Genomic DNA, 21,915 nt, shown 5'->3' on the forward strand with positions numbered 1-21,915 from the left:
ATCGACGGTCAGTGGCGCTCCAGGACGACGAGGTTTTCTCGCGCGTCTTTCATCGCCAGCTTCGTCTTTGTGCCGATCAGCTTCTCCAGGTTCACATCCAGCTCGCGCTCCGGGTCGATTCCATCCCAATCGATGACGACCTGCAGCAGAGCCATGTTCGTAAGATGCGTCAGATTGTTCAGCTTGAGCTTCTGCGCTTCATCTTTTGCTGCGGACAGCAAGCGGAATATCCTCGCATATTCGCTGCCGCTGCCCTCGTCCACCGTCTGAATGTTCATATCGTCCGCCTCTCTGAGATGCCCCAAACACCACTTCCGGGGCTCCAGTGCTGTCATCATTCAGGCGTGGCGTTATTAGAGCGTTACAGGCGTTACCGGGGTGCTGATTTCCGCGTGCAGCATCTCCCAATGCGACGTTGCGGCAAAGCCCCAGTTGCGCTTTCCGGCGGTAAATTTCACGCTGCCGAGGTAAGCGAGCACCATATCGGCATCGGCGCGCTTCCGCTCGATCTTGTTCGCGCGAATCAATCTCACGATCTCCTTGGCGCGAGCGGCATTGTCGAAGGCGCAACGCTCGACGGCCTTCGGATATGTCCGCTCGGAGAAATGCAGCGCGCGGCCCGCCAAAAGAAGCTTCTTGTATTCGCCCGACAGGAGCAGGCCCTGCCTGTTCAGCGCGTCGATGGTCGGCTGATAATCGACCCACGGAACCGAAAGCGGCAGCCAGCCAAGCTCGGCCGGCGCGTGAACCAGCGCCACCGCCTCGTCGTCGACAAGACGGCCATCGGCGTAATCGTCATAGATCGAGCCGATGCCGACCATGCCGAACGCCGAGCATTCGGCTGCCCGCAGAGCCCCCATGCTGGCGCCGCCGGCAACGACGACGTTCTGCTCGAGCGCGAAGAGGATTTCCTTGTGCCAGACGGACGGCATCTCGCCGAAATAGCCATCGACGATGCCGATGGCACGCGCGCCGTCGCGCACCGCCTGCAGGATATCGCCGCGAGCGGCTGGTCCGCGAAACTCGATCGACGGATGCTCGGCCTGAAGCCTGTCGAGATCTCGGCCGAAGCTCGGTCCTGCGAAAATTACTCTCATGCCTGGGCTCCCTGCATGGCGCCGATGGCGCGCAAGCCAAGTTGAATGAATTCACCGCTGACATCGACCTCAAGGCCGGGCACGATGACGCGGACGACGGAGACCGGAAGGCGCGGATGCGGGATCGGCACGGCCACGACCTGCTCGATACCCCGCGCCCGCAGCCGATCCAGGATATGACGGATGGTCTGCTGGATGCTGCGCTTGGCAGGCTCGGCAAAGCGCGGCGCGACCGGCGTCTCGTCGCAGAGTTCGATCAGCTGCTGCATCGGCCCGTCGCCATCGAGGCGCTGGTAAACGCGCGGCGAAAAGTCGTCGCGGCTGCCGGCAATCGCCGTCAGCCGGCTCTGCGCTGCCTCTGTGATGGCGCGCAGTGCCGCGCGGACAGGATCAGGATGGCAGCCGCAGCCGCCGCAGACATTCGTCCAGCGCGCATCGACGCGATCGCCGAGGTCGCCGGGAACGATGACAGCGAGAAAGCTCGGCACGCCGATATCAGTTGTCATATCAAGCAGCAGGAGCCGCATGCCGGCGCGGGCGATGCGGTCGGTGATAATGTCGATGACGGGATCGCCGAACCCAGCCGGGTCGATGCAAGCGCCGCGCAGTTCATCGAAGGGGCGCAGCTGCGTCAGTGCCCATGCGTCGCGCTCGACCAGTTCGCAAAGGCCGTGCAGCACGGCTTCGGCGGGCCGGTTGCCCGATGCCAGGCCGTCACTGGACTGCTCGAAGCCGGAAGGACGCGTGCCGCGGTGATCGAGCCCGACCAGTGACCACGGCACGAAAACCGGCTTGTCATTCATGATATCGAGGCCTTCGCTCCAGGCGAGCGGGCCGGCATCGATGTCCGACGGCACGCAACGGGCAACGGAATCGAGATCGATGAGCGGTGCACGCTCGGCCTTCATGCCGGCGAGCGTGGCGATGATCAGATCATCCGGCTGCATCTCGGCAACGCGGGTTTCGACCGCCTCCATGGCGGCCGAGGTCATCGCGGCTTCCTCGTCGATGCCCTTGCCCTGGAAGACGGACAGCGTGTAGCTGTTCGGGCGGGTCGCGAAGGCAACTGGAATTTCCAGAAGATCGAGCGCCGTCAACAAGCCGACGCGCGTTATTCCAAGCTCGGCGAAGTGCGGCTTGATCGCCGCGAATGTCTGTCCAGGCGTCAGGGAGCGGTCGTGGTAGGCGCTGACGCCCGCCGCGGAGAGACTTAGATCCCCAGCCAGATCCGTGAGTGCTGCCTGAACAGACATCCGCAATAACCTCAACGGAACTTCAGAGCGTGAACGATGTTCGCGGTCGCGTTGGTGTCGAGTTGAACGGCATTCTGCTTCAGAACAGCCTGAGCAGCAGCGGAGAGGCGAACGGTGGACTTGATTGCGTTGGTCATTGTTTTCTCCTTTTGGTGGCAGCATTTGCTGCGAACAGGAGAGACTGTGAACGGCCGGCGTTATTCCGGTGTGACTGGAAATTTCGCTAATTAACGGCCAAAATCGCGATGTGTCGCACTTCAGGACAGACCGGCCATCCTGAGTCCGTCTATCAACTGACGAGTATCGTCAGGGTTGCGATCCGGCACGAAACGCCAGACATCTTCGGTGCGAAAATCAGGAAAATTCTCGAGGACAACCGAGGCGTAGTGCGCTGCGGTGGCCTTGTCGCCATTCTTGGCGTGCGCCGCGGCGAGCAGACGGGAGGTCGCCGGCCGGTCCTTGACACGGTCGAGCACCTCGATCGCCTTGGCGTAATTCTCCTGGACAAAGTGAATGCCGCCCAGGTTCCAGTAGTAGTAATCCGGCGGCAACGGATTGAGCTTCAGCGCGGCGTGGCTGAGCTCCAGCGCGCGATCACTTTGTCCGTCATGCAAGAGCGCATCGGCGTGATCGGCCAGAATATCCGCATCATTCGGATTGAGCATCTGCGCTTCGGCGAAGAAATCGAGGCTATCGGCAAAGCGTCGGCGATAGAGCGCGACGAAGCCAAGCTCGCGCATGGCTCTTCCGCTGTTCGGATCGCTGTCGCGCGCCTGCCACGCCGAGCGATCCGCCTCTTCCAGGAGTGCGGTGTCCTTCATGCCGCGAACGAGCCACTCCATGCCCAGCACCCGGGCCATGCCGGCATGGGCGGAGGAGAACCGGTCATGTCTCGTCAGCGCGGATTTGAACCACTTTCGCGCCTGCCGCAGGTGCTGCAGATCGGTTTTCGATACAAGCCGCTTGCCCTCGAGATAAAGCCGATAGGCGGAGGGCGAGACATCGTGCATCATATCCGTCAGTTCGCGCCGCTCGATCGTATCGGCGAGCGTCATGACGATGCGCCGCGCCAATTGGCCGAAGGACTGGTTGACCTTCTGCATGGCAAGCGGCAGATCGATCGCCCACAGAACCTCGGCGGTCGAGGTCTTCGTCAGGCGGCAGGTTGCGTAAATCTCATCCTCGCGGCCGTGAATGGTCACGTAGACGGTGTAATCGAAGCGCAATTCCGGCGGCATGGGCTGCAGTTCGCCACTGGCGAGGCTGCGGTTCAGGATCTCGACGCTGGTATGCGCCGCGATCACCTTGAAGCCGCGCTGCTGGCTGAGGCCGATCGTGACGTCTTCTAGGAGCGCCCGGCCGACACGCTGCAGCAGCGGCTCCGACAGCATTGTCTCCGGCGGAAGGATGAGCACGCGCGGCTGGCCGAGCGGATCGGCGGCCGCAGGCCGGACGGATGCTGTTTCCGCTACAACGGGCGCGGCCGGCGCGATGATGCCGAGTTCCAGCGCGAGCGCCTGCGTCGTTGCATCCGGCTCGGCGCCATACTCGGCCTTCAATTCGTTGCGGCAGCGGAAATAGGCTTGCCGCGCCGAAGCGAGATCGCCCGCCGTCGCATGCGCCTTCATCAGCGCGCGGCATGCCGCCTCGTTCGCCGGATCGGTGGCCACAAGCAGCCCCGCCAGCAACACGATATCGGCAAGCGTCAGTTTTTCGGGCGAGATCAAGCAGCGTCATCAGATGCGCATCGCGGCATTCGGCGATCCGGCGACGCTCGATCGTGACCCACTCATCGGCTTCCATCGTCGGCGCGCGGAAGCCCTCAAGCAGCTCGCCTTCGAGCAGACCCCAATCGCTCCGCGCCAACGGATGCGTCGCGTCCCGCAAGAGCAGGACATCCGTGGCCCAGTTCTCGGCATTGAGCGTGATATACGTGTTGGTGGCGGTGATCAGGCGCGGCAGCCCTTCCGGCACGCTGCGATCGATCCGCGCAAGCAGCTGTCGAAGGCTGCCGGCGCGCTGTTTCGACACGTCGGACTGCCATAGCATACCCCGCAACGTCTCGCGCTCCATCGAAAACTGCGACGACGCAGCCACGAAAGCCAGGAGCGGATAGGCCTTTTCCGGAAGCACGATTTCGCCGTCATTGGCGAAAAGCGCTGGCTTTCCGAGCAAGCGAAGCAGGAGGCTGTGCTTAGCCACTGACACCAAGGGTAACTCGCGTTTGGATGATCCAAGACAAGTATAGTGAAAAGCGACTATAACGCAAAAGGAATGCGGCCACTCGGTTGAGTTTTTCAACCGTTAGACGATAGCGATCTCAAACACGGTTTAGAAAAATCGGGATCGGCGGGAAGGAACCGCTGCGACCGTCGATCGCCGTGCCAATGCGAGGCACATCAGCCGCGATCTAAAAGAAATGGCGCCGGCCTTTCGACCAGCGCCATCACATTCAATCAAGCATAGCGCTTAGGCGGCAGCCGAAGCGAAACCAGCCGTCGGAACTTCCGAGATCGTCTTCAGAACCTGGGAGGCGATCTGGTAAGGGCAACCCTGCGAGTTCGGGCGGCGATCTTCCAGGTAACCCTTGTAGTCGTTCTTGACGAAGGAGTGCGGAACGCGGATCGAAGCGCCACGGTCGGCAACGCCGTAGGAGAATTTGTTCCACGGAGCAGTTTCGTGCTTGCCGGTCAGACGCTTGTCGTTGTCCGGGCCGTAAACGGCAATGTGAGCATCGAGGTTCTTTTCGAACTGGGCCATCAGAGCTTCGAAGTAGGCCTTGCCGCCAACTTCGCGCATGAACTTGGTCGAGAAGTTGCAGTGCATGCCCGAACCGTTCCAGTCGGTGTCGCCGAGCGGCTTGCAGTGATACTCGATGTCGATGCCGTACTTTTCAGTCAGGCGCTGCAGCAGGTAGCGTGCCATCCAGATCTGGTCAGCGGCCTTCTTGGAGCCCTTGCCGAAAATCTGGAATTCCCACTGGCCCTTGGCCACTTCGGCGTTGATGCCTTCGTGGTTGATGCCCGCAGCGAGGCACAGGTCGAGGTGCTCTTCGACGATTTCGCGCGCAACCGGGCCGACATTGCTGGAGCCGACGCCGCAATAATAAGGACCCTGCGGAGCCGGATAGCCCTGCTCCGGGAAGCCGAGCGGACGGCCGTTTTCGTAGAAGAAGTATTCCTGCTCGAAGCCGAACCATGCATCTTCGTCGTCGAGAATGGTCGCGCGGCTGTTGGACGGATGCGGAGTGACGCCATCGGGCATCATGACTTCGCACATGACGAGCACGCCGTTGGTACGAGCCGGGTCCGGATAAACGGCGACGGGCTTCAGCACGCAATCGGAGCTGCGGCCTTCGGCCTGCATCGTGGAGGAACCATCGAAGCCCCAGAGCGGCAGCTGCTCGAGCGTCGGGAATTCTGCAAATTCCTTGACCTGCGTCTTGCCACGAAGGTTCGGTACCGGGGTGTATCCATCGAGCCAGATGTACTCGAGCTTATACTTGGTCATTTGCGAGTCTCTCAAACTAAGGTGTCAGCAGGTCCCAGGAACGCGTCAGCCGAAGCTTCCTTGCCCATGGAGGGATGCAAAGGGGTATGCATGTACCGTGCCAGTTCGCGACGAGGGGTGAAACGGCTGGTCGGAAACGCCTCGATTGTATGGCTACACCCCGAGCGTCCAACGACCGAAAACGGTCCGGAACTGCCAGCGGACTCAAGCGGTTACGTCACCGCGAGATCAATTGCCACGCCTGAAAAGACTGAACAGCGAAGGCGTCAATTTTTTCCGCACGACGGTCACTGTGAACATTTATTATGCAAATGCACATTTTATATATTGCACCAACTTCTGATATAAAGCTGCTCAAATCGCCATTGCCCACGATTCAAACATTTGTTGCACTTTTTTCAATCAAATAGCGCATTCTCTGTGCATCCATGCTATTGTCCTTCTTAACGCTTTAGGGCGGACTCAATTTGGAGGCATGACATGGTTACTGGTGCGCATCACGAGTCGGCAACGATCCACGCTTTTCCGGGGAAGCGTTTCGCTTCATCGTCGCTTCGGCAAAAGGTCGACCTGGAAAAAGATCTGGAACCCTGTGTCTACGATAGCTGCTGGTACCACGAGGACGCCATGAAAGAGGAAGAAGCGTCGGCAAAGCCGCGCTTTACCCCGCGCTTCGTGGACTGAGGCGGCTTCGCCGGCGGGTAAGCTCGATCTGTTCACCACCCAGATCTGATGTGATTGTACGCGGTTCCGCTTTGGCGGGGTTGCGTATATTGGGCGTAAGCGTCATGACGGGCTCGCGAGTTCAATTGCGGGCGAATATATGTCGGACAAAGAGGTAGCCATCATCGGCGGCGGGCCGGCGGGGCTCATGGCGGCGGAGATTCTGTCTTCAGCCGGGCACAGGGTCACCGTCTACGAGGCCATGCCGACGGTCGCGCGCAAATTTCTGCTTGCGGGAAAATCGGGCCTCAACATCACCCATTCGGAAGACTATCAGCGCTTTGCGACACGCTTTGGCAGCGCGAACGGTCGCCTGCGCGGCGCGCTCGACGCTTTCCGCCCTGATGACATCAGGCAATGGGCCGCGACCCTGGATACCGAGACCTTCGTCGGAACCTCCGGACGCGTCTTTCCCGTGGCGATGAAGGCATCACCTCTGTTGCGCGCTTGGATCAGGCGGCTGGACGCGCAAGGGGTGACGATACGGACGAGACACCGCTGGCAGGGCTTTTCAGACGGCGGGTGTGTGTTCGAAACGCCTGAGGGCAACCATGTTGTCCGGCCCGATGCCGCCCTTCTGGCGCTTGGCGGCCAGAGTTGGCCGCGCCTTGGATCGGACGGTCGTTGGATCGACTGGTTGCGGGATGCGGCGATTGCCGTTCACGATTTCCAACCGGCCAATTGCGGTTTCGACGTCAACTGGAGCGGGGTGTTTCGCGAGCGCTTCGCCGGCGCCGCGATAAAGTCCGTGGTGGCGACCTCGTCGGCGGGATCGTCGCAGGGCGAATTCGTCATCACTCGACACGGCATCGAAGGCAGCCTGGTTTACGCCCATGCCGCGGCATTGCGAGACGCGCTGACGTCCGGGCAGCCCGCCACACTTTCCGTCGATCTGATGCCCGGTCGCGCGCTGGAGCGGATCGAACACGATCTTGCGAGGCAGGACGCCAAGGCGAGCCTCGCCAGCCGGCTGCGCAAAGGCGCCGGCCTCGATGGCGTCAAGGCGAACCTCGTTCGCGAATGCGGCGGCGATGCAGACCTGCGCGACCCGGCACGGCTGGCACGGCTGATCAAGGCGCTACCTATCCCGGTCGTGGCCCCGCGCCCGATCGCCGAGGCCATTTCATCGGCAGGCGGCATTGATTGGGACGAGATCGACGAGCATTACATGTTGAAGCGGCACCCCGGCCTGTTCGTCGCGGGCGAGATGATCGATTGGGAAGCCCCGACCGGCGGCTATCTGCTGACCGCGTGCTTCGCGACCGGGCGCGCCGCCGCGCGCGGCATCACGGACTGGCTACGGGCCTGATCAGCCCGCGCCTCCAGTCGCTTCCTTTTCCGGAACATGTTCGCCGTCCGGTCGCTTGATCCGGAACCAGGCGAGATAGAGCGCGGGCAGGAAGAGCAGCGTCAGCACTGTACCGACGATGATGCCGCCCATCATGGCATAGGCCATCGGCCCCCAGAACACCTCGCGGGAGATGGGAATAAGCGCAAGGCTCGCCGCCGCCGCCGTGAGCAAGATCGGCCGCATGCGATGTTGCGTCGCCTCTCGCACCGCATCCCAGGGATGATGCCCCTCTCGTCGGAGTTCCTCGACCTGCACGACGAGGATCACCGAGTTCCGGATCAGAATGCCGATGAGGGCGAGAATGCCGAGGATCGCCACGAAACCCATCGGTGCGCCGCTCGACAGAAGCGCGATCACGACGCCGATCAGCGCGAGAGGCGCCACGGCGAAGACGAGAAACAGCCGTGAGAAGCTTTGCAGCTGGATCATCAGGATCGTCGCCATCGTGAACAACATCATCGGCACCACAGCGGCGATCGGCGCCTGGCTCTTGGCGCTCTGTTCCACGCTGCCGCCCACCTCAAGCGTAAAGCCCGGCGGTAGCTGGGCTGCATAGGCATCGATGTCCTTGGTCAGTTGATCGACGACCGTCGCGGGCTGCTTGCTGTCGATGACGGCGGCCTTGAGGGTGACGGTCGGCAGGCGGTCGCGGCGCCAGATCCGCGGCGGCTCGGTTTCGTAACGAAAGTTCGCGATCGCCGCCAAGGGCACGGAGTTGCCGTTGCTGGTGCGCAGCTGCAGGTCGCGCAACGTCTCGATCGACCGCCGCTCGGATGCCTGGGCGCGTGCCAGAACGGTGATCAGGTAGATATCGTCGCGCACCTGCGTCACCGACGCGCCGCCGACGATTCCGTTCAGCGCCGACGCGATGTCCTCGGACGTGACGCCGAGCTGGCGCGCCTTGTCCTGCAGCACATCGACCTTCACGACGCGCTGCGGCTCGTTCCAGTCGTAAACGACATCGCCGAGCGAGCGATTGCGGCTCATGACCGCGCCGAGTTCCAGCGCGCGCTGGCGGACCTGTTCGATGTCAGGACCGCTGAGGCGATAGGCGACAGGGCGACCGACGGGCGGACCGATGTCGAGCAGCTTCACATAGGCGTCGGTGCCGACGAAGGTCTTGGTGAGATAATCCTGGAGATCCACACGCAGCTTGTCGCGAACCTCGAGGCTCTTGGTGATGATCACCACCTGGCCGAACGACGGGCTCGCCGGCTGCACGTCGAAGGAGAGAACGAAGCGCTGCGCGCCCTGCCCGACATAGGTGGACCAGCGTTCGATATCGGGATTGCCCTGCAGCTTCTCCTTCTCGAACTGCGCCATCTGCTTGTCGGTTTCGCTGATCGAGGCGTTGTTCGGCAATGCGAAATCGACGATCAGCTCCAGCCGGTCGGATGACGGGAAGAACTGCTCCTGCACGAAACGCATTCCAAAGACGGCGCAGGCGAAGGCGATGACGGTGAACACGATGGTGATCCAGCGGAACCGCATGCACAGATCGAGCAGCCGCGCGAAGCCGTTGACGAACCAACCGCTCTTCTCCTCGTGTCGCTTCATCGTCTTCGGCAGGATCGTCACCCCGAGCAGCGGCGCGAACACCACCGCCACGATCCACGACACGATCAGCGACACCGCGATCACCACGAAGAGCGAGAAGGTGAACTCGCCGGCCGCGCTGTTGTTGAGGCCGACGGGCATGAAGCTCGAGACGGTCACCAGGGTTCCCGTCAACATCGGGAAGGCCGTATGCGAGTAGACGTAGGTCGCCGCCTTGGTGATCGGGTCTCCGGCTTCAAGTCGGGCGACCATCATCTCCACGGCGATCATGGCGTCATCGACAAGCAAGCCAAGCGCGATGATCAGCGCGCCGAGCGAGATTCGCTGCAGCGAGATGCCGTCATATTCCATGAAGACGAAGGTGATCGCCAAGGTCAGCGGGATCGCGAAGGCGACGACCAGCCCCGCCCGCCAGCCGAGACTGACGAAGCTCACCAGAAGCACGATGACGATCGCTTCCGCCAGAGCCCGCGTGAAGCCCGACACCGCCTCCTTGACGATAACGGGCTGGTCGGCGACCAGATGCGGCTCGATGCCGATCGGCAGCGTCGCGTGCACCTTGCGCAGCTCGGTCTGCAGCGCCTTGCCGAACTCCAGCAGATTGGCGCCCTGCTTCATGCCGATGGCGAGCGCGATCGCGGGCATGCCGTTGACGCGAAAGAGCGCCGTCGGGGGATCGGTGTAGCCGCGCGTGATGGTCGCGATGTCGCTCAGCCGGAAGAAGCGGTTGTTGACCTGCAAGTTGACGCTGCGAAGGCTGTCTTCCGAGGTGAACTGGCCGCTGACACGAAGGCTGACACGCTCGCCCTGCGCCTGCAGCACGCCCGACGGCGTGATCGCGTTCTGCGATTGCAACGTGTTGAGCACATCGGCCTGACTGATGCCAAGCGCGGCGAGCTGGCGCGTCGAAAACTCGAGGAAGATCACCTCGTCCTGCGCTCCGACGAGATCGACCTTCCCGACATTGGGAACGGTGAGGATACTGCGACGCACGCTCTCGACATAGTCGCGGAGCTGGCGCTGCGTGAAGCCATCGGCGGTGAAGGCGTAGATGTTTCCGAAAACGTCGCCAAAGCGGTCGTTGAACGTCGGCGGTTGCACGCCCGAGGGAAACTGCCCCTCGATATCGCTGATCATGTTGCGAACGTCGACCCAGATCCCCGGCACATCGCGCGCCTTGGTGGAATCCTTGAGGTAGACGAACACGGTCGTCTGGCCCGCGATCGTCAGCGAGTTGGTGTAGTCGAGTGAATCCAGCTCCTCGAGCTTGCGCTCGATGCGTTCGGTCACCTGCCGCGTGGTCTCCTCGGCGGAAGCTCCGGGCCACTGGGTCGAAATCGTCATCGTCTTGATGGTGAAGTTCGGATCTTCCTCGCGCCCGAGGTTCATGTAGGAGAAAATACCCAACAGCGCGAAGACGATCATGAAGTACCAGATCATCGAGCGGTGTTCGAGCGCCCAGTCGGAGAGGTTGAACTTGTTCATGAGCGCGCACCACCCTCGACCTTGATCTTCTGCCCCTCTTTCAGGCTATGGACGCCGGCGATGACGACGCGCGTCCCCGGCTCCAGGCCGGAGATGACCTCCGGATGCGCCGACGTCTTGTCGCGAAGCCTCACCTCCTGGGATCGAACGATCTCCTGTTTCTCATCCACCACCCAGACCAGGGTCTTGCCATCCTGATTGAGGATCGCCGAAGCCGGCAGGAAGAGCTTCTTGATATCGCGAGCCTGCCTGATAGCCGTGATGGTCGTGCCTATCCTGAAGGCGTCCGGCGGGGATTGAAGGGCGATCTTGACGCGGCGCGTACGGGTCGCAGCATCGGCCGTCGGCGCCACCTCGCGCACGACACCCATCGACGTAATCGACGGATTGATCTGCAACAGGATGGAATAGGCGTCGCCCATTGCGGGTATCAGCTCCCCTTCGGGAATGTCGACGACCGCATCGCGCTCTCCCGGCATGGCGACCGTCAGCACGGATTCGCCGGCCGACACCACCTGCCCCACCTCGACGGACGTGGCGGTCACAATCCCGTCGAAGGTCGCGAGAAGCTGCGCGTACGAGAGATCCTCGTTCGACTTGTCGAGCGCCGTCTGCGCCTGCACCACGGCCGATTGCGCGGTCTGGGTCGCCTGGACGCTGCTCTCGAGACTGGATTTGGTCGCCGTTCCGCTCTGGAACGTCGCGCGGGCACGTTCCTCGGTGGATCGCGCATTGGCGAGTTGCGCCTGCGCATTGGCAAGCTCGGCCTGCGCCGACCGGACGGCAAGCTCCAGCGCCGTCGGCTCCAGTGACGCCAGAAGCTCGCCCTTGGTTACGACATCGCCCGTATTCACGTCGCGCGCCACCATCAAGCCACCGACGCGAAAGCCCAGCGGCGTCTCCGTCTTCGGCGCGACCGTTCCGGCAAAGCTTGGCGTCGGCAAATTCGTGAGCTCGATGACGCTCGACAGGACCGGCCTTATCGGGGGAGCGGTCTCCTGTTCTTCGCTGCAGGCGCCAAGCGCGATGATCATGGGGATGACAAGAAGCTTCGGGATAGACGACCGCCACATCAGCTCTGCCCTCCCTCGACCGTCACCTTCTGGCCCGGTCGCAACATCTTGCCACCGTCGGTGACGACTATTTCGCCGACATCGAGCCCGCCCGATATGATCACGCGGCCGGTCTCGTACGTCGCGACCTTGACCGGCTTCAAACTGGCGGTTTCATCCTTCGTATCGATCACCCAGACAGCGGGGTTGCCGTCGATGGCAAACAACGCCGTCCAAGGCAGGATGATCATTTTCGTCGGCGCCGATTGCGCGAAGCCGGTCACCGGCGCACCCAGCGTCATCCTCGGCGGCGTCTCTTCCAGCGTGATCTTGACGCGCACAGTGCCGGTGGACGTATCGATCGTCGGCGATATCTCGCTGACCTTGCCAAAGGCCGTGACATTGGGATCGCTGACGAGCGCCACCTCGATTCTGGGGCTGTCGGGTTTCGATTGCAGCAACGTCTCGTAGATATAGAACACCGCATCGCGCGGCCCGTCCTGCGCCAGGGTAAACGCGGTCTGCGCCGCCTGCATGACTTGCCCGACCTCGACGTTGCGGGCAGTGATGATGCCATCCGCATCCGTCTTCAGCTCGGTATAGCCGAGAGAATCCTGTGCCGTTCCGAGCTGCGCCTTGGCGTTGTCGAGCGAGCCCTTCGATGTATCGAGCGCGGTTGCCGCCTGATCATAGGATTCCTTGGAGATCGAACCGCTGGCGAGCAGCGTCTTGCGCCGTTCGAACTCAGAGGTCGCCTGCTCGACGTCGGCTTGCGCGGCGACAAGCGCTGCCTGCGCGGCCTCCACATCGGCTTTCTGTTGCTGCGGATCGACCCGCGCGATCACCTGTCCGGCGGTCACATGCGCACCGACATCGGCGGTCCACTCGGTGACCTTGCCGCTGACGCGGAACGAGAGATTGGACTCGACATGCGCGGCGATCGCGCCGGTGAGCTTGATGCTGTAGCGGAAATCCTGAAGGGCGACCGGTTCGGCGCGAACAGGAATGGTGATTTCGGCGGGCTCACCGCCCTGCTTTTGGCAGGAGGCTAACGAGAGGCATAAGAGAAGCAGGCTGAACGTCTTGATGTGCATTTTAGGAGTTCCCCCGAATTCCATAACTGACACAAGCTGAGTAGGCCTTATCGGCGCTGCGGACCTGTCGGCCGATGGCCGGAGGTTGCAGCAATCAAATCACTCCTAGAAATCTTTCCACCGCCGCGAATACGTCGGGATCGACATAGTACCGTCACCACTTCGAGAAGAGGCGCCGACCATCGATATCAGCCGGTCGCAACTTTGATGTGAAGCCAGCTGACTGTAGCGTACTTCCAAAAAGATGCAATTTCCACGAAAGGCGCGTGATCAAACATCGCGCTTACGTATCAATGACGCTGGCGTTTACTTGCGCGGCTGGAAGGTGTGTTCGGCACCCGGAAAGCGACCGGCGCGCACGTCTTCAGCGTAGGCCTCTACGGCTTGTGACACGAGAGGGCTCAAGTCGGCGAAGCGCTTGACGAAACGCGGCTTGAAATCGCTGAACAGGCCCAGCATGTCGTCCGAAACCAGCACCTGGCCGTCACAGGCGGCCGAGGCGCCAATGCCGACGGTGGGGATCGCCAGCGAGGCGGTGATCTCGCGCGCCAGCGGCTCGACCGTTCCCTCGATAACGACGGCGAAGGCGCCGACATCGGCAACCGCCGCAGCATCGCGACGGATCTTCGCCGCCTCCTGCTCGGAATGCCCCAGTGAGCGGAAGCCGCCGGCCGTGTTGACCAGTTGCGGCATCAGCCCGACATGGGCAAAGACGGGCACGCCGCGAGATGTCAGGAAGGCGATGGTTTCGGCCATCTCCTCACCACCCTCTAGCTTGACGCCGTCGCATCCCGTTTCCTGCAGGATGCGGACGGCGTTGCGGTAGGCCTGCTCCTTGGATTCCTGATAGCTGCCGAATGGCAGGTCGACGATGACGCAGGCGTGCGACGTTCCGCGCATGACCGCGCGGCCATGGGCGATCATCATGTCGAGCGTGACGCCGACCGTCGTTTCCATGCCGTAAAGCACCATGCCGAGGGAATCGCCGACCAGAAGCAGATCGCAATGCGGGTCGAGCAAGCGCGCGATCGGCGTCGTGTAGGCGGTGAGACAGACGATACGACCGTCGCCCTTCATCGACCGGATCGAGGCCGTGGTCAGCCGCTTTTGCTTGCCCTGCGCACTCATCACCTGGCCCTCGACCGTGCAGTCGGGCTCAGGCCGATGACGCGGTTATCGAGCAGGCGCGTGTTGCCGATGCGCACGAAAAGCGCCACGAGCGCAGGCCCGGATTGCAGCGACGTGAGCGGTTCGAGCGTCTCCGGATGCCTGACGGCGACAACCTCGGCGGTGGCGAGCGGTTCGGATGCCACGAAAAGCGCCAATGCCGCTTCCAATTGCGCGGGATCATCGCAACCCTCGGCGTAAAGCCGCGCAGCCTCGTCGAGCGTTCGCGGTACGATGACCGCCGCCGCACGCTCCTTCTCGCTCAGATAGACATTTCGGGAGGAGCAAGCCAGGCCATCGGCCTCGCGCACCGTCGGCACCGCGATCACGTCGACCGGTTGCGCGAGATCCTCGACCATCCGCTTGATCAGCACCACCTGCTGGTAGTCCTTCTCGCCGAAATAGGCCGCATGTGGCTGGACGATGTTGAAAAGTTTGGTGACGACTGTGGCGACCCCGGCAAAATGCCCCGGGCGCACCTCGCCCTCCAGCTGCCGGCCGATGTCGGGCACGTCGACAACGGTCAGCATCGGGCGTGGATACATGTCCGTCACCTCGGGCGCGAAAAGAAAATCGACGCCGGCATTCTCCAGCAGCGCCGCATCCCGCTCAAGATCGCGCGGATAACGCGCAAGATCCTCGTTTGCGCCGAACTGCAGCGGATTGACGAAGATCGAGACCACCGTGACGTCGTTTCGCGCCTTGGCACGCGAGACAAGTTCCATATGACCGACATGCAGAAAGCCCATTGTCGGCACCAAACCGATCTTCTTGCCGTCACGCCGATGAACCTCGAGACAAGCCCTCAGATCCGCTATCGATTTGATAATACGCACGAAACCCTCCTCCGAAGCTCCCCGCCAGAATGGCTGGCACAAGAAGGTGGCGGATAGAACTCGATTTGACTGGCAGCGTCAACGCAAGTGTCGCAATTATATCGATTAAGCATTCATGCGACATCCGATTTTCCTATCGGATTGATTTCCGCGTGAAAAAGACGTGGCAATCAGACGCGCGTCATCAAGCTGTGGATAGGCGGTGGATGCCTTCAGCCAATCCGGGCATTCACGCAAACTTATGCATTCTTTTGTCCAAACTCCGCCCCAGTGATGGTAGAAGAACGACATTGATAGACGAATGCCCTTCACGGGTGTCATGACGATGTCCGGCAGCAGCGGAGGGACAGTGACCAATCCATACGAGATTCTCGGTGTCCGCAGGGACGCGAGCGACGACCAGATCAAATCGGCCTACCGCAGGCGCGCGAAGACGACGCATCCGGATTCCGGTGGTGATCCGAACGCGTTCGGGCGGGTGCAGAAGGCCTATGAGCTGCTGCTGGACCCAGTTCGCCGCAAGGTATTCGACGATACCGGTTATGATGTCGAACTCGCCGATCCCGTCGATCTGCAGGCGCTGATCGTGATCGAGAAACTCGTCAACGAGCTGACGCTGGATGAGCGTGAACCCGGCAGCTTCGACCCGCTTGCGAGAATGCGGGATGATCTGTCCGAAGACATGCGTAAGGCACGCTTCTCCAAGCGCGAACTGGAGCGCCATGCCGCGCGTATCGAGCATCACCTGGAACGGCTGGAAAAACGACCTTCGACCGATATTCTCGGCTCCATGCTGCGCGCCCGGGTCAAGGCCATCGCCTCGGCGATCAGCGAAACCGAAGCCAAGATCAAGGCCAGCGAGCGCGCCTGCGAGATGCTTTACGACTATGCTTACGAAGTCGATGTCAGCGAAAACGAAGACGGCCTCCTGACCGAAGAGGAGGCCGCTCCAACAATTTCCGCGCCGCGGCGCGAAGATCGACCGCTCTGGGTCGTGCCTGCCACAGCCCAGGAGGGCTGAAGCAGGGTTTAACTACTAGCGATCAGGCGGCGCGCTGTTCCGTGCCCTGGATGGCCGCCAGCTTCCAATCGGTGCCGGACTTGCGCACGAAGGTCCAAACCTCGGTGCTCTCCGTGGGCGAACGCACGTCGCCGCTGACCACCCGGCCGCCATCGCGCTCGACGAGCGCATCGATCGACTGGTAGCGCATTGCAAGCGTGGCGTAATCGGAACCGTCTTCACGCCAGGCTTCGGCGACATCGCCCTGCAGGAGCTTGACGTCGCTGACCTGGTTGCGGACACCGTTCGTGGCATTCTCGCCCAGTTCCTCGGCGAGATAGGACATGGCTTCCGGCGTGGTCAATTTGCGCAACGTGCCGTAATCCTCGACGCCGTAGGCCGTCTGAACCTCGGTCAGGAGCTGCTCGAACCGGTCGAGGTCGTCCTGCTCGATACCGATTTCATCGCTCGGCTGATTGTTGCGTGGGGGCTGCGGCGCGGCATGCGAGCCGCCCAGGCCAAAGCCGGCCGCGTCCGAGCCGATGGTCGGGATACGGAAGGACGAGTTGCCGTTCGATGCCATCGGGCTGACGCCGCCTGGACCGGCTGCCCCATAAGCTGGCTGCCGGCGACGGTTGGCGAAGAAACGGACGGCGAGCATGATGGCGCCACCGATCAGAGCGACCTGCAGGAGCATGCCGAGGAAGCCGAAGCCGCCGCCGAACCCCTGGCCGAGCAGCATGCCGAGCAGGCCGCCGGCGACCAGACCACCAATCATCGACCGGCCGAAGCCGCCGAAGAGACCGCCACGCTGAAACCCGCCGGCCGCCTGCGTCGCGGCGGGGGCGTTGGTTTCAGGGCGTTGGGTCATGGAACGCTGCATGGGCGCGGCGGGAGACGGCGCCGTGCTGGTGACCGGCGGCGCTTGAAACGTGCGTGTGCCGCGGCTGCCGAAACCGGAGCTACCTGCCCGCCGCGCATCCGCATCCCCGATGGAAGCAAATACGGTAACGCCTGTCAGGGCGGCAATCGCCGCGACCTTGGCAAAACGTGAAACGGCACGAGGCATCCTGGAATCTCCTAAATGGCAAGAGTTGAGTGACGATCCCTTATATAGGTTTCTTTCTCTGTGTTTTAAGCCTTGCGTTCAATCTCGTTCAATTGTTCGTGCATCGACCTACTGGCAGACGTCGATCCAGGTGGCCTGGGTCAATTCCGCCAAGCGATCCGTCGCGATCCTCACGGCCGAATTCGTCGATCCAGCCGCGGGAACGACCTCGTCGAACTGCTTCAAGGACACATCGCAATAGATGCGCAGCGGCGATGGAAGCCCGAACGGGCAGACGCCGCCGACCGGATGGCTGGTCGCCTCAACGACCTCCTCGGCATTCAGCAGCCGCGCCTTGGTGCCAAACGTATCCTTGAACTTGCGATTGTCGAGCCGCGCCATACCGCCCGCGACCACGAGGATCGGTTCGTCGCCGAGCCGCAGGCAGATCGTCTTGGCGATTTGCGCCGGATCGACCCCATGCGCTTCAGCCGCCTCAGCAACGGTCGCTGAACTCAGCTCGGTTTCGATGATCTCGATATCGGGAGCGGATGCGCTGAAAAATGCGCGGACGGTCTCTAGGCTCATGGGCAACGATCATCCTTGAAGGGAATAACGGAAAAACGTCTCACGCCAGTTCGGTCTGCGACTGTCTTTGCGTTTCGACCAGCCGCACGTCGTTTTCAAGACAGAATTGCCGCACTGATGGAACCGGGCAGTGATCGGTGATGAAGGTGTGAACCTGGGAAAGCTGGGCAATTCTGACCGGCGCGGTGCGCTCGAACTTGGTGGAGTCGGCCACCAGGATGACATGGCGCGCATTGGCGATGATCGCCTGCGCCACCTTCACTTCACGGAAATCATAGTCGAGAAGCGCGCCATCCTCGTCGATCGCGGAGGCTCCGATCACGGCGTAGTCGACCTTGAACTGTCGGATGAAGTCGACGGCCGCCTCACCGACGATGCCGCCATCGGCGCTGCGCACGACGCCCCCGGCAATCACCACCTCGATAGCCGGCAGCAGCCTCAGCCGGTTGGCGACGTTGATGTTGTTGGTGATCACCATCAGCTCATGATGATTGATAAGAGCTTCGCCGACCGCCTCGGTCGTCGTGCCGATGTTGATGAACAGCGATGCATTGTTGGGGATGAGACTTGCGGCGGCCACGCCGATGGCCTGCTTCTCGCTCGACGCGATCTGGCGCCGCGCCTCGTATTTGACGTTCTCCGTCCCGCTCGGGAACACCGCGCCGCCATGCACGCGGGTCAGTATCTGGGCATCGCAGATGTCGTTGAGGTCCTTGCGGATGGTCTGCGGCGTCACGGAGAAGTGCGCGGCGAGATCCTCGACGAAAATCCGGCCTTTCGACTTGGCCATGTCGACGATTTCGGTTTGACGGTCGCTCAGGAACATTGTGCGAGTGCTTTCGCTTCGGTTTCGTTTTCTGCCCCGACAGCCATAACAGAGCTGAGGCTGGCGCGCAAAATGACCGCTGCGACTTTCGTTCATAACAAAATCCAACGCGGGGGTCACTTTAGTGTGTATCGACGCGCCCGTGCCACCGGGCTAGTGAAGCCCCGCGTCCCAGCCCTGCGGCGGACCACGCAATGCCTCCCAAGGCTCTTCCGCGATCGGCCATGCTTCATCCTCAGGACAAGCTTGCCGGTCGCGGCAGAAACCTCCCCTGAAAGCCAATCGAATACAGCGCGGCGCGGCACGTTTGATGCCGAAGCAGTCGCGCGCAATCGCCGCCAGTTATACTTTATTACGACCATTAAATTGTTGTAATAAATGAATTAAACGTAACCATTTCCTAATTTATATTTAATTTGAAAATACATCTCGTCCGGAAGATATGTATTTCACGCGTTTGCTTCTGGTTAAGCCATCACGCGATCGAGCAACACATCACAGGACGGACATCATGTCGAATATCCTCAATCGCCGCCGGTCAGCAGCCCTGCTCGGCGCGGCCATCATAGTTGGCGCCGCTTCGCTTCCCTATGCCTTCGAAACGTCGTCGGCCGCTGCGTCGCCGGCGGCGGTCGCCACCTCCCCTAACGGCAGCGGTTCGTTCGCCGATATCGTCGACGCCGACAAGCCGGCGGTCGTGACCATCGTCACGACGACGAAGGCGGCCGACGCGGACAGTGGCACCGACAATTCCGAGATGCAGGAGCAATTCAAGCAGTTCTTCGAACAGCAAGGCATCCCTGCCCCGCGTCAGGCACCGCGATCCGGCGAACGCGCGCAGGCCCTCGGCTCAGGCTTCATCGTCAGCCCGGATGGCTATATCGTCACCAACAACCACGTCATCGCGAACGCCACCAACATCAAGGTCACGCTCGACGACGGCACTGAACTGCCCGGCAAGCTGATCGGCGCCGACGCCAAGGCCGATCTGGCCGTGGTGAAGATAGAGGCCAACAAGCCGCTGCCGACGATCGCCTGGGGCGATTCCGGCAAGCTCAAGCTCGGCGACCAGATTCTTGCGATCGGCAACCCGTTCGGCATCGGCACGACCGTGACGGCGGGCATCGTCTCGGCCCGCGGCAGGGATCTGAACAGCGGCCCCTACGACGATTTCATCCAGATCGACGCGCCGATCAACCACGGCAATTCGGGCGGCCCGCTTGTCGATCGCGACGGTCGTGTCGTCGGCATCAACACCGCCATCTACTCGCCGAACGGCGGCAGCGTTGGCGTCGGCTTCGCGATCCCCTCCGATCAAGCCAGGACGATCGTCGCCAAGCTGCAGAAGAACGGCTCCATCGAGCACGGCTATCTCGGCGTCCAGATTCAGGGCGTTAACCAGGATGTCGCCGACGCGATTGGCCTTGCGAAACCGCAAGGCGCACTCGTGGCCGATGTCACCGAAGGCTCTCCCGCGGCCAAGGCCGGCCTCAAGGCTGGCGACGTGGTCACCAATGTCGGAAGCGATAGCGTCGCATCGCCGAAGGATCTCTCGCGCCTCGTGGCCGACCTGTCGCCCGGCGACAAGCAGACCCTCACCGTGTGGCGCGACGGCAAGAGCGTCGAGTTGAAGGTCGCGATCGGCGGAGGCGATGACGGACAGCAGCTCGCTAGCGCCAGCGGCAGCGAAAAGCAGGCGCAGAGCGGACCCAGGATCGGCGTAGCCCTGGCCGACCTCACCCCCGACATTCGCGCGCGGCTTGGCCTGTCGCAGAAGGTGGAAGGCGCCGTTGTCGCCAATGTCGCGCCGGACAAACCCGCCGAAAAGGCCGGCCTGCAGACAGGTGACGTCATCCTGTCGGTCAACGACAAGACCGTTCGTGACGCGAGTGAAGCTAAGAACGCTGTGGCGGATGCAGCAAAGACCGAAAAGAAGTCCGTACTGCTCCTCGTGCAGCGAGGCGGCAACAAGACCTTCGTGGCCGTTCCCTTCGCTGCGGCCTAGCGTTCGGAAGGACCGGCGTCACCCCACGCCGGTCCTTTTATTGGTTGGTAGCGGATATTGTCGAACCAGCCGCCTGGCTTACCGCACGCCGAAGACACCGACGAAGTTCTTCATGCGCTCGGTTGCCAGCTCCGGCCGGTCGAGCACGTTTGCCTTGTCGGCAAGGCGGAAGATATCCGCGTAGTGATTGATTCCGCGCGCCGACTGCATGCCGGCGGGCAGGCTGAAATGGCTCTGGTGACCGTTCAGCCAGGCCAGGAAGACCACGCCCGCCTTGTAATACTGCGTCGGCGCCTCGAAGATCTTGCGCGACAGCGGCACCGTCGGCTCGATGACGGATCGGAACGTCGTGGTGTCTCCCGCAGCCAGCGACGCGAGCGCCTTCGAGGCGGACGGCGCCACGGCGTCGAAAATGCCGAGAAGCGCGTGGCTGTAGCGCTTGCCATCGCCCTCGATCAATTCCGCGTAGTTGAAATCGTCACCGGTGAAGCACATGACGCCCTCGGGAAGCCGATTGCGAAGTTGCACTTCCTTGGCGTTGTCGAGCAATGAGATCTTGATCCCCTCGACCTTCTCCCGGTTCTCCTTGATGATCGCCAATGCGCATTCCAGCGCCGGCTCGAACTCGGCGCTTCCCCAGTAACCGGCAAGGTTGGGATCGAACATGTCGCCCAGCCAGTGCAGCACAACCTTGTCCTTGGCCTGCGAGAGAATGCGGCTATAGACCTTGATGTAATCGTCAGGCGATTTAGCGACGCGGGCAAGCGCGCGGCTCGCCATCATGATGGCGCGGCCACCATGCTTTTCCACGAATTCGATCTGCGTCTCATAGGCCTTGATGACATCATCCAGCGAGCGTGCATCGGCAGCCGTGAGATGGTCCGTGCCGGCGCCGCAGGCGAGATCGGCACCTTCAACATGGCGCGCCTCTTCCAGCGAACGGCGAATAAGTTCCTGCGCGCCCACCCAATCGAGCCCCATCCCGCGCTGCGAGGTGTCCATGGCTTCGGCGATCTTGAAGCCCAGGCTCCAGAGATGGCGCCTGAAGGCAATCGTCGTATCCCAATCGATCGCAGGCTTGCCCCAGGGATCCAGATCCCGGCGCGGATCGGAGACGACGTGGGCCGCCGCATAGGCAATCCGATTGAATACCGGTGGTTTGGACGGGCGCTCGATCGGGGTTCCGACCATGCGGTATTCACTCACGGCGCCGTCGGCTTCAGGCAGATTCAAAGTCAAGCTCATGGGGTCCTCCTCAAGACGAGGCCAATGCAATAATTTGGATCGTTCCAAATTGCAAGCATGTTTTTGGCCATGAAAGCC

18 protein-coding genes and 1 pseudogene are annotated in these 21,915 nt (G+C 61.9%); 4 read left to right on the forward strand and 15 right to left on the reverse strand.

All coding sequences use genetic code 11. The features are described 5' to 3' along the window. Positions 1-8 precede the first annotated feature (8 nt). The 6 genes and pseudogenes from P3R82_RS04175 to P3R82_RS04200 form a co-directional block, all read right to left on the reverse strand. Entirely contained in the window at positions 9-278 is a 270-nt protein-coding gene (locus tag P3R82_RS04175) for a hypothetical protein (protein WP_183898435.1), read from the reverse strand. A 75-nt stretch (positions 279-353) separates the two neighbouring features. Then, complete coding sequence (locus P3R82_RS04180) at positions 354-1,097, reverse strand: TfuA-like protein (protein ID WP_283193116.1); 744 nt, start codon at positions 1,095-1,097, stop codon at positions 354-356. Then, positions 1,094-2,350 (reverse strand): YcaO-like family protein, encoded by a 1,257-nt coding sequence (locus tag P3R82_RS04185; RefSeq protein WP_283193117.1) that lies wholly within the window; start codon positions 2,348-2,350, stop codon positions 1,094-1,096. Before P3R82_RS04185 ends, P3R82_RS04180 begins: the two co-directional genes overlap by 4 nt. Before the next feature lie 11 nt (positions 2,351-2,361). Further along, the gene (locus tag P3R82_RS04190) at positions 2,362-2,487 is read right to left on the reverse strand and encodes a hypothetical protein (RefSeq protein ID WP_280637067.1); all 126 of its coding nucleotides are present in this window, start codon (positions 2,485-2,487) and stop codon (positions 2,362-2,364) included. A gap of 120 nt (positions 2,488-2,607) precedes the next feature. Further along, a pseudogene (locus P3R82_RS04195) lies at positions 2,608-4,525 on the reverse strand (BTAD domain-containing putative transcriptional regulator). Between the two features lie 294 nt (positions 4,526-4,819). After that, entirely contained in the window at positions 4,820-5,860 is a 1,041-nt protein-coding gene (locus P3R82_RS04200) for a glutamine synthetase beta-grasp domain-containing protein (RefSeq protein ID WP_183898438.1), read from the reverse strand. 480 nt (positions 5,861-6,340) lie between these two features. On the opposite strand from P3R82_RS04200, the gene P3R82_RS04205 reads away from it, so the two are divergent. Together P3R82_RS04205 and P3R82_RS04210 are read left to right on the forward strand one after the other, a co-directional pair. Next, complete coding sequence (locus P3R82_RS04205; protein ID WP_283193118.1) at positions 6,341-6,544, forward strand: DUF2735 domain-containing protein; 204 nt, start codon at positions 6,341-6,343, stop codon at positions 6,542-6,544. A gap of 139 nt (positions 6,545-6,683) precedes the next feature. Further along, complete coding sequence (locus P3R82_RS04210; RefSeq protein ID WP_283193119.1) at positions 6,684-7,892, forward strand: TIGR03862 family flavoprotein; 1,209 nt, start codon at positions 6,684-6,686, stop codon at positions 7,890-7,892. Here P3R82_RS04210 and P3R82_RS04215 read toward each other — a convergent pair whose 3' ends face one another. From P3R82_RS04215 to panC, 5 genes are all read right to left on the reverse strand, one after another. Beyond that, the gene (locus P3R82_RS04215; RefSeq protein ID WP_283193120.1) at positions 7,893-10,976 is read right to left on the reverse strand and encodes an efflux RND transporter permease subunit; all 3,084 of its coding nucleotides are present in this window, start codon (positions 10,974-10,976) and stop codon (positions 7,893-7,895) included. Continuing rightward, positions 10,973-12,049, reverse strand: a complete 1,077-nt coding sequence (locus tag P3R82_RS04220; protein WP_283193121.1) for an efflux RND transporter periplasmic adaptor subunit — start codon at positions 12,047-12,049, stop codon at positions 10,973-10,975. The genes P3R82_RS04215 and P3R82_RS04220 overlap by 4 nt, the downstream gene beginning before the upstream one ends. Then, on the reverse strand, positions 12,049-13,122 hold the full coding sequence (locus P3R82_RS04225) for an efflux RND transporter periplasmic adaptor subunit (RefSeq protein WP_183898443.1): 1,074 nt from the start codon (positions 13,120-13,122) through the stop codon (positions 12,049-12,051). The genes P3R82_RS04220 and P3R82_RS04225 overlap by 1 nt, the downstream gene beginning before the upstream one ends. A gap of 306 nt (positions 13,123-13,428) precedes the next feature. Then, positions 13,429-14,250: a 3-methyl-2-oxobutanoate hydroxymethyltransferase gene (gene panB / locus P3R82_RS04230; protein ID WP_283193122.1), complete on the reverse strand. Its 822-nt coding sequence runs from the start codon at positions 14,248-14,250 to the stop codon at positions 13,429-13,431. After that, on the reverse strand, positions 14,250-15,125 hold the full coding sequence (gene panC / locus P3R82_RS04235; RefSeq protein WP_283193123.1) for a pantoate--beta-alanine ligase: 876 nt from the start codon (positions 15,123-15,125) through the stop codon (positions 14,250-14,252). Before panC ends, panB begins: the two co-directional genes overlap by 1 nt. A gap of 349 nt (positions 15,126-15,474) precedes the next feature. On the opposite strand from panC, the gene P3R82_RS04240 reads away from it, so the two are divergent. After that, the gene (locus P3R82_RS04240; RefSeq protein WP_183898445.1) at positions 15,475-16,146 is read left to right on the forward strand and encodes a J domain-containing protein; all 672 of its coding nucleotides are present in this window, start codon (positions 15,475-15,477) and stop codon (positions 16,144-16,146) included. 22 nt (positions 16,147-16,168) lie between these two features. On the opposite strand, the gene P3R82_RS04245 is transcribed toward P3R82_RS04240, so the two are convergent. The 3 genes from P3R82_RS04245 to P3R82_RS04255 all read right to left on the reverse strand — a co-directional run bounded on the left by P3R82_RS04245 (position 16,169) and on the right by P3R82_RS04255 (position 18,587). Beyond that, a complete protein-coding gene (locus tag P3R82_RS04245; protein ID WP_283193124.1) occupies positions 16,169-17,194 on the reverse strand; it encodes a Tim44 domain-containing protein in 1,026 nt (341 codons plus the stop codon). A gap of 108 nt (positions 17,195-17,302) precedes the next feature. Further along, positions 17,303-17,761: a YbaK/EbsC family protein gene (locus P3R82_RS04250; protein ID WP_283193125.1), complete on the reverse strand. Its 459-nt coding sequence runs from the start codon at positions 17,759-17,761 to the stop codon at positions 17,303-17,305. A gap of 40 nt (positions 17,762-17,801) precedes the next feature. After that, the gene (locus P3R82_RS04255; RefSeq protein WP_183898448.1) at positions 17,802-18,587 is read right to left on the reverse strand and encodes a DeoR/GlpR family DNA-binding transcription regulator; all 786 of its coding nucleotides are present in this window, start codon (positions 18,585-18,587) and stop codon (positions 17,802-17,804) included. Between the two features lie 511 nt (positions 18,588-19,098). Here P3R82_RS04255 and P3R82_RS04260 point away from each other — a divergent pair. Beyond that, the gene (locus tag P3R82_RS04260; RefSeq protein WP_283193126.1) at positions 19,099-20,592 is read left to right on the forward strand and encodes a DegQ family serine endoprotease; all 1,494 of its coding nucleotides are present in this window, start codon (positions 19,099-19,101) and stop codon (positions 20,590-20,592) included. Positions 20,593-20,670: 78 nt separating this feature from the next. On the opposite strand, the gene P3R82_RS04265 is transcribed toward P3R82_RS04260, so the two are convergent. Beyond that, a complete protein-coding gene (locus tag P3R82_RS04265) occupies positions 20,671-21,837 on the reverse strand; it encodes a dihydrodipicolinate synthase family protein (protein WP_283193127.1) in 1,167 nt (388 codons plus the stop codon). Between the last annotated feature and the right edge of the window lie 78 nt (positions 21,838-21,915).

This window comes from Rhizobium sp. AN80A (genome assembly GCF_030053015.1).
GTDB lineage: Bacteria > Pseudomonadota > Alphaproteobacteria > Rhizobiales > Rhizobiaceae > Rhizobium > Rhizobium metallidurans.

What these genes read in the sequence shown, in the direction of transcription:
- P3R82_RS04175 (WP_183898435.1), bottom strand. Translation starts at nt 278, where the DNA reads ATGAACATTCAGACGGTGGACGAGGGCAGCGGCAGCGAATATGCGAGG.
- P3R82_RS04180 (WP_283193116.1), bottom strand. Translation starts at nt 1,097, where the DNA reads ATGAGAGTAATTTTCGCAGGACCGAGCTTCGGCCGAGATCTCGACAGG.
- P3R82_RS04185 (WP_283193117.1), bottom strand. Translation starts at nt 2,350, where the DNA reads ATGTCTGTTCAGGCAGCACTCACGGATCTGGCTGGGGATCTAAGTCTC.
- P3R82_RS04190 (WP_280637067.1), bottom strand. Translation starts at nt 2,487, where the DNA reads ATGACCAACGCAATCAAGTCCACCGTTCGCCTCTCCGCTGCTGCTCAG.
- P3R82_RS04200 (WP_183898438.1), bottom strand. Translation starts at nt 5,860, where the DNA reads ATGACCAAGTATAAGCTCGAGTACATCTGGCTCGATGGATACACCCCG.
- P3R82_RS04205 (WP_283193118.1), top strand. Translation starts at nt 6,341, where the DNA reads ATGGTTACTGGTGCGCATCACGAGTCGGCAACGATCCACGCTTTTCCG.
- P3R82_RS04210 (WP_283193119.1), top strand. Translation starts at nt 6,684, where the DNA reads ATGTCGGACAAAGAGGTAGCCATCATCGGCGGCGGGCCGGCGGGGCTC.
- P3R82_RS04215 (WP_283193120.1), bottom strand. Translation starts at nt 10,976, where the DNA reads ATGAACAAGTTCAACCTCTCCGACTGGGCGCTCGAACACCGCTCGATG.
- P3R82_RS04220 (WP_283193121.1), bottom strand. Translation starts at nt 12,049, where the DNA reads ATGTGGCGGTCGTCTATCCCGAAGCTTCTTGTCATCCCCATGATCATC.
- P3R82_RS04225 (WP_183898443.1), bottom strand. Translation starts at nt 13,122, where the DNA reads ATGCACATCAAGACGTTCAGCCTGCTTCTCTTATGCCTCTCGTTAGCC.
- panB (WP_283193122.1), bottom strand. Translation starts at nt 14,250, where the DNA reads ATGAGTGCGCAGGGCAAGCAAAAGCGGCTGACCACGGCCTCGATCCGG.
- P3R82_RS04245 (WP_283193124.1), bottom strand. Translation starts at nt 17,194, where the DNA reads ATGCCTCGTGCCGTTTCACGTTTTGCCAAGGTCGCGGCGATTGCCGCC.
- P3R82_RS04250 (WP_283193125.1), bottom strand. Translation starts at nt 17,761, where the DNA reads ATGAGCCTAGAGACCGTCCGCGCATTTTTCAGCGCATCCGCTCCCGAT.
- P3R82_RS04255 (WP_183898448.1), bottom strand. Translation starts at nt 18,587, where the DNA reads ATGTTCCTGAGCGACCGTCAAACCGAAATCGTCGACATGGCCAAGTCG.
- P3R82_RS04260 (WP_283193126.1), top strand. Translation starts at nt 19,099, where the DNA reads ATGTCGAATATCCTCAATCGCCGCCGGTCAGCAGCCCTGCTCGGCGCG.
- P3R82_RS04265 (WP_283193127.1), bottom strand. Translation starts at nt 21,837, where the DNA reads ATGAGCTTGACTTTGAATCTGCCTGAAGCCGACGGCGCCGTGAGTGAA.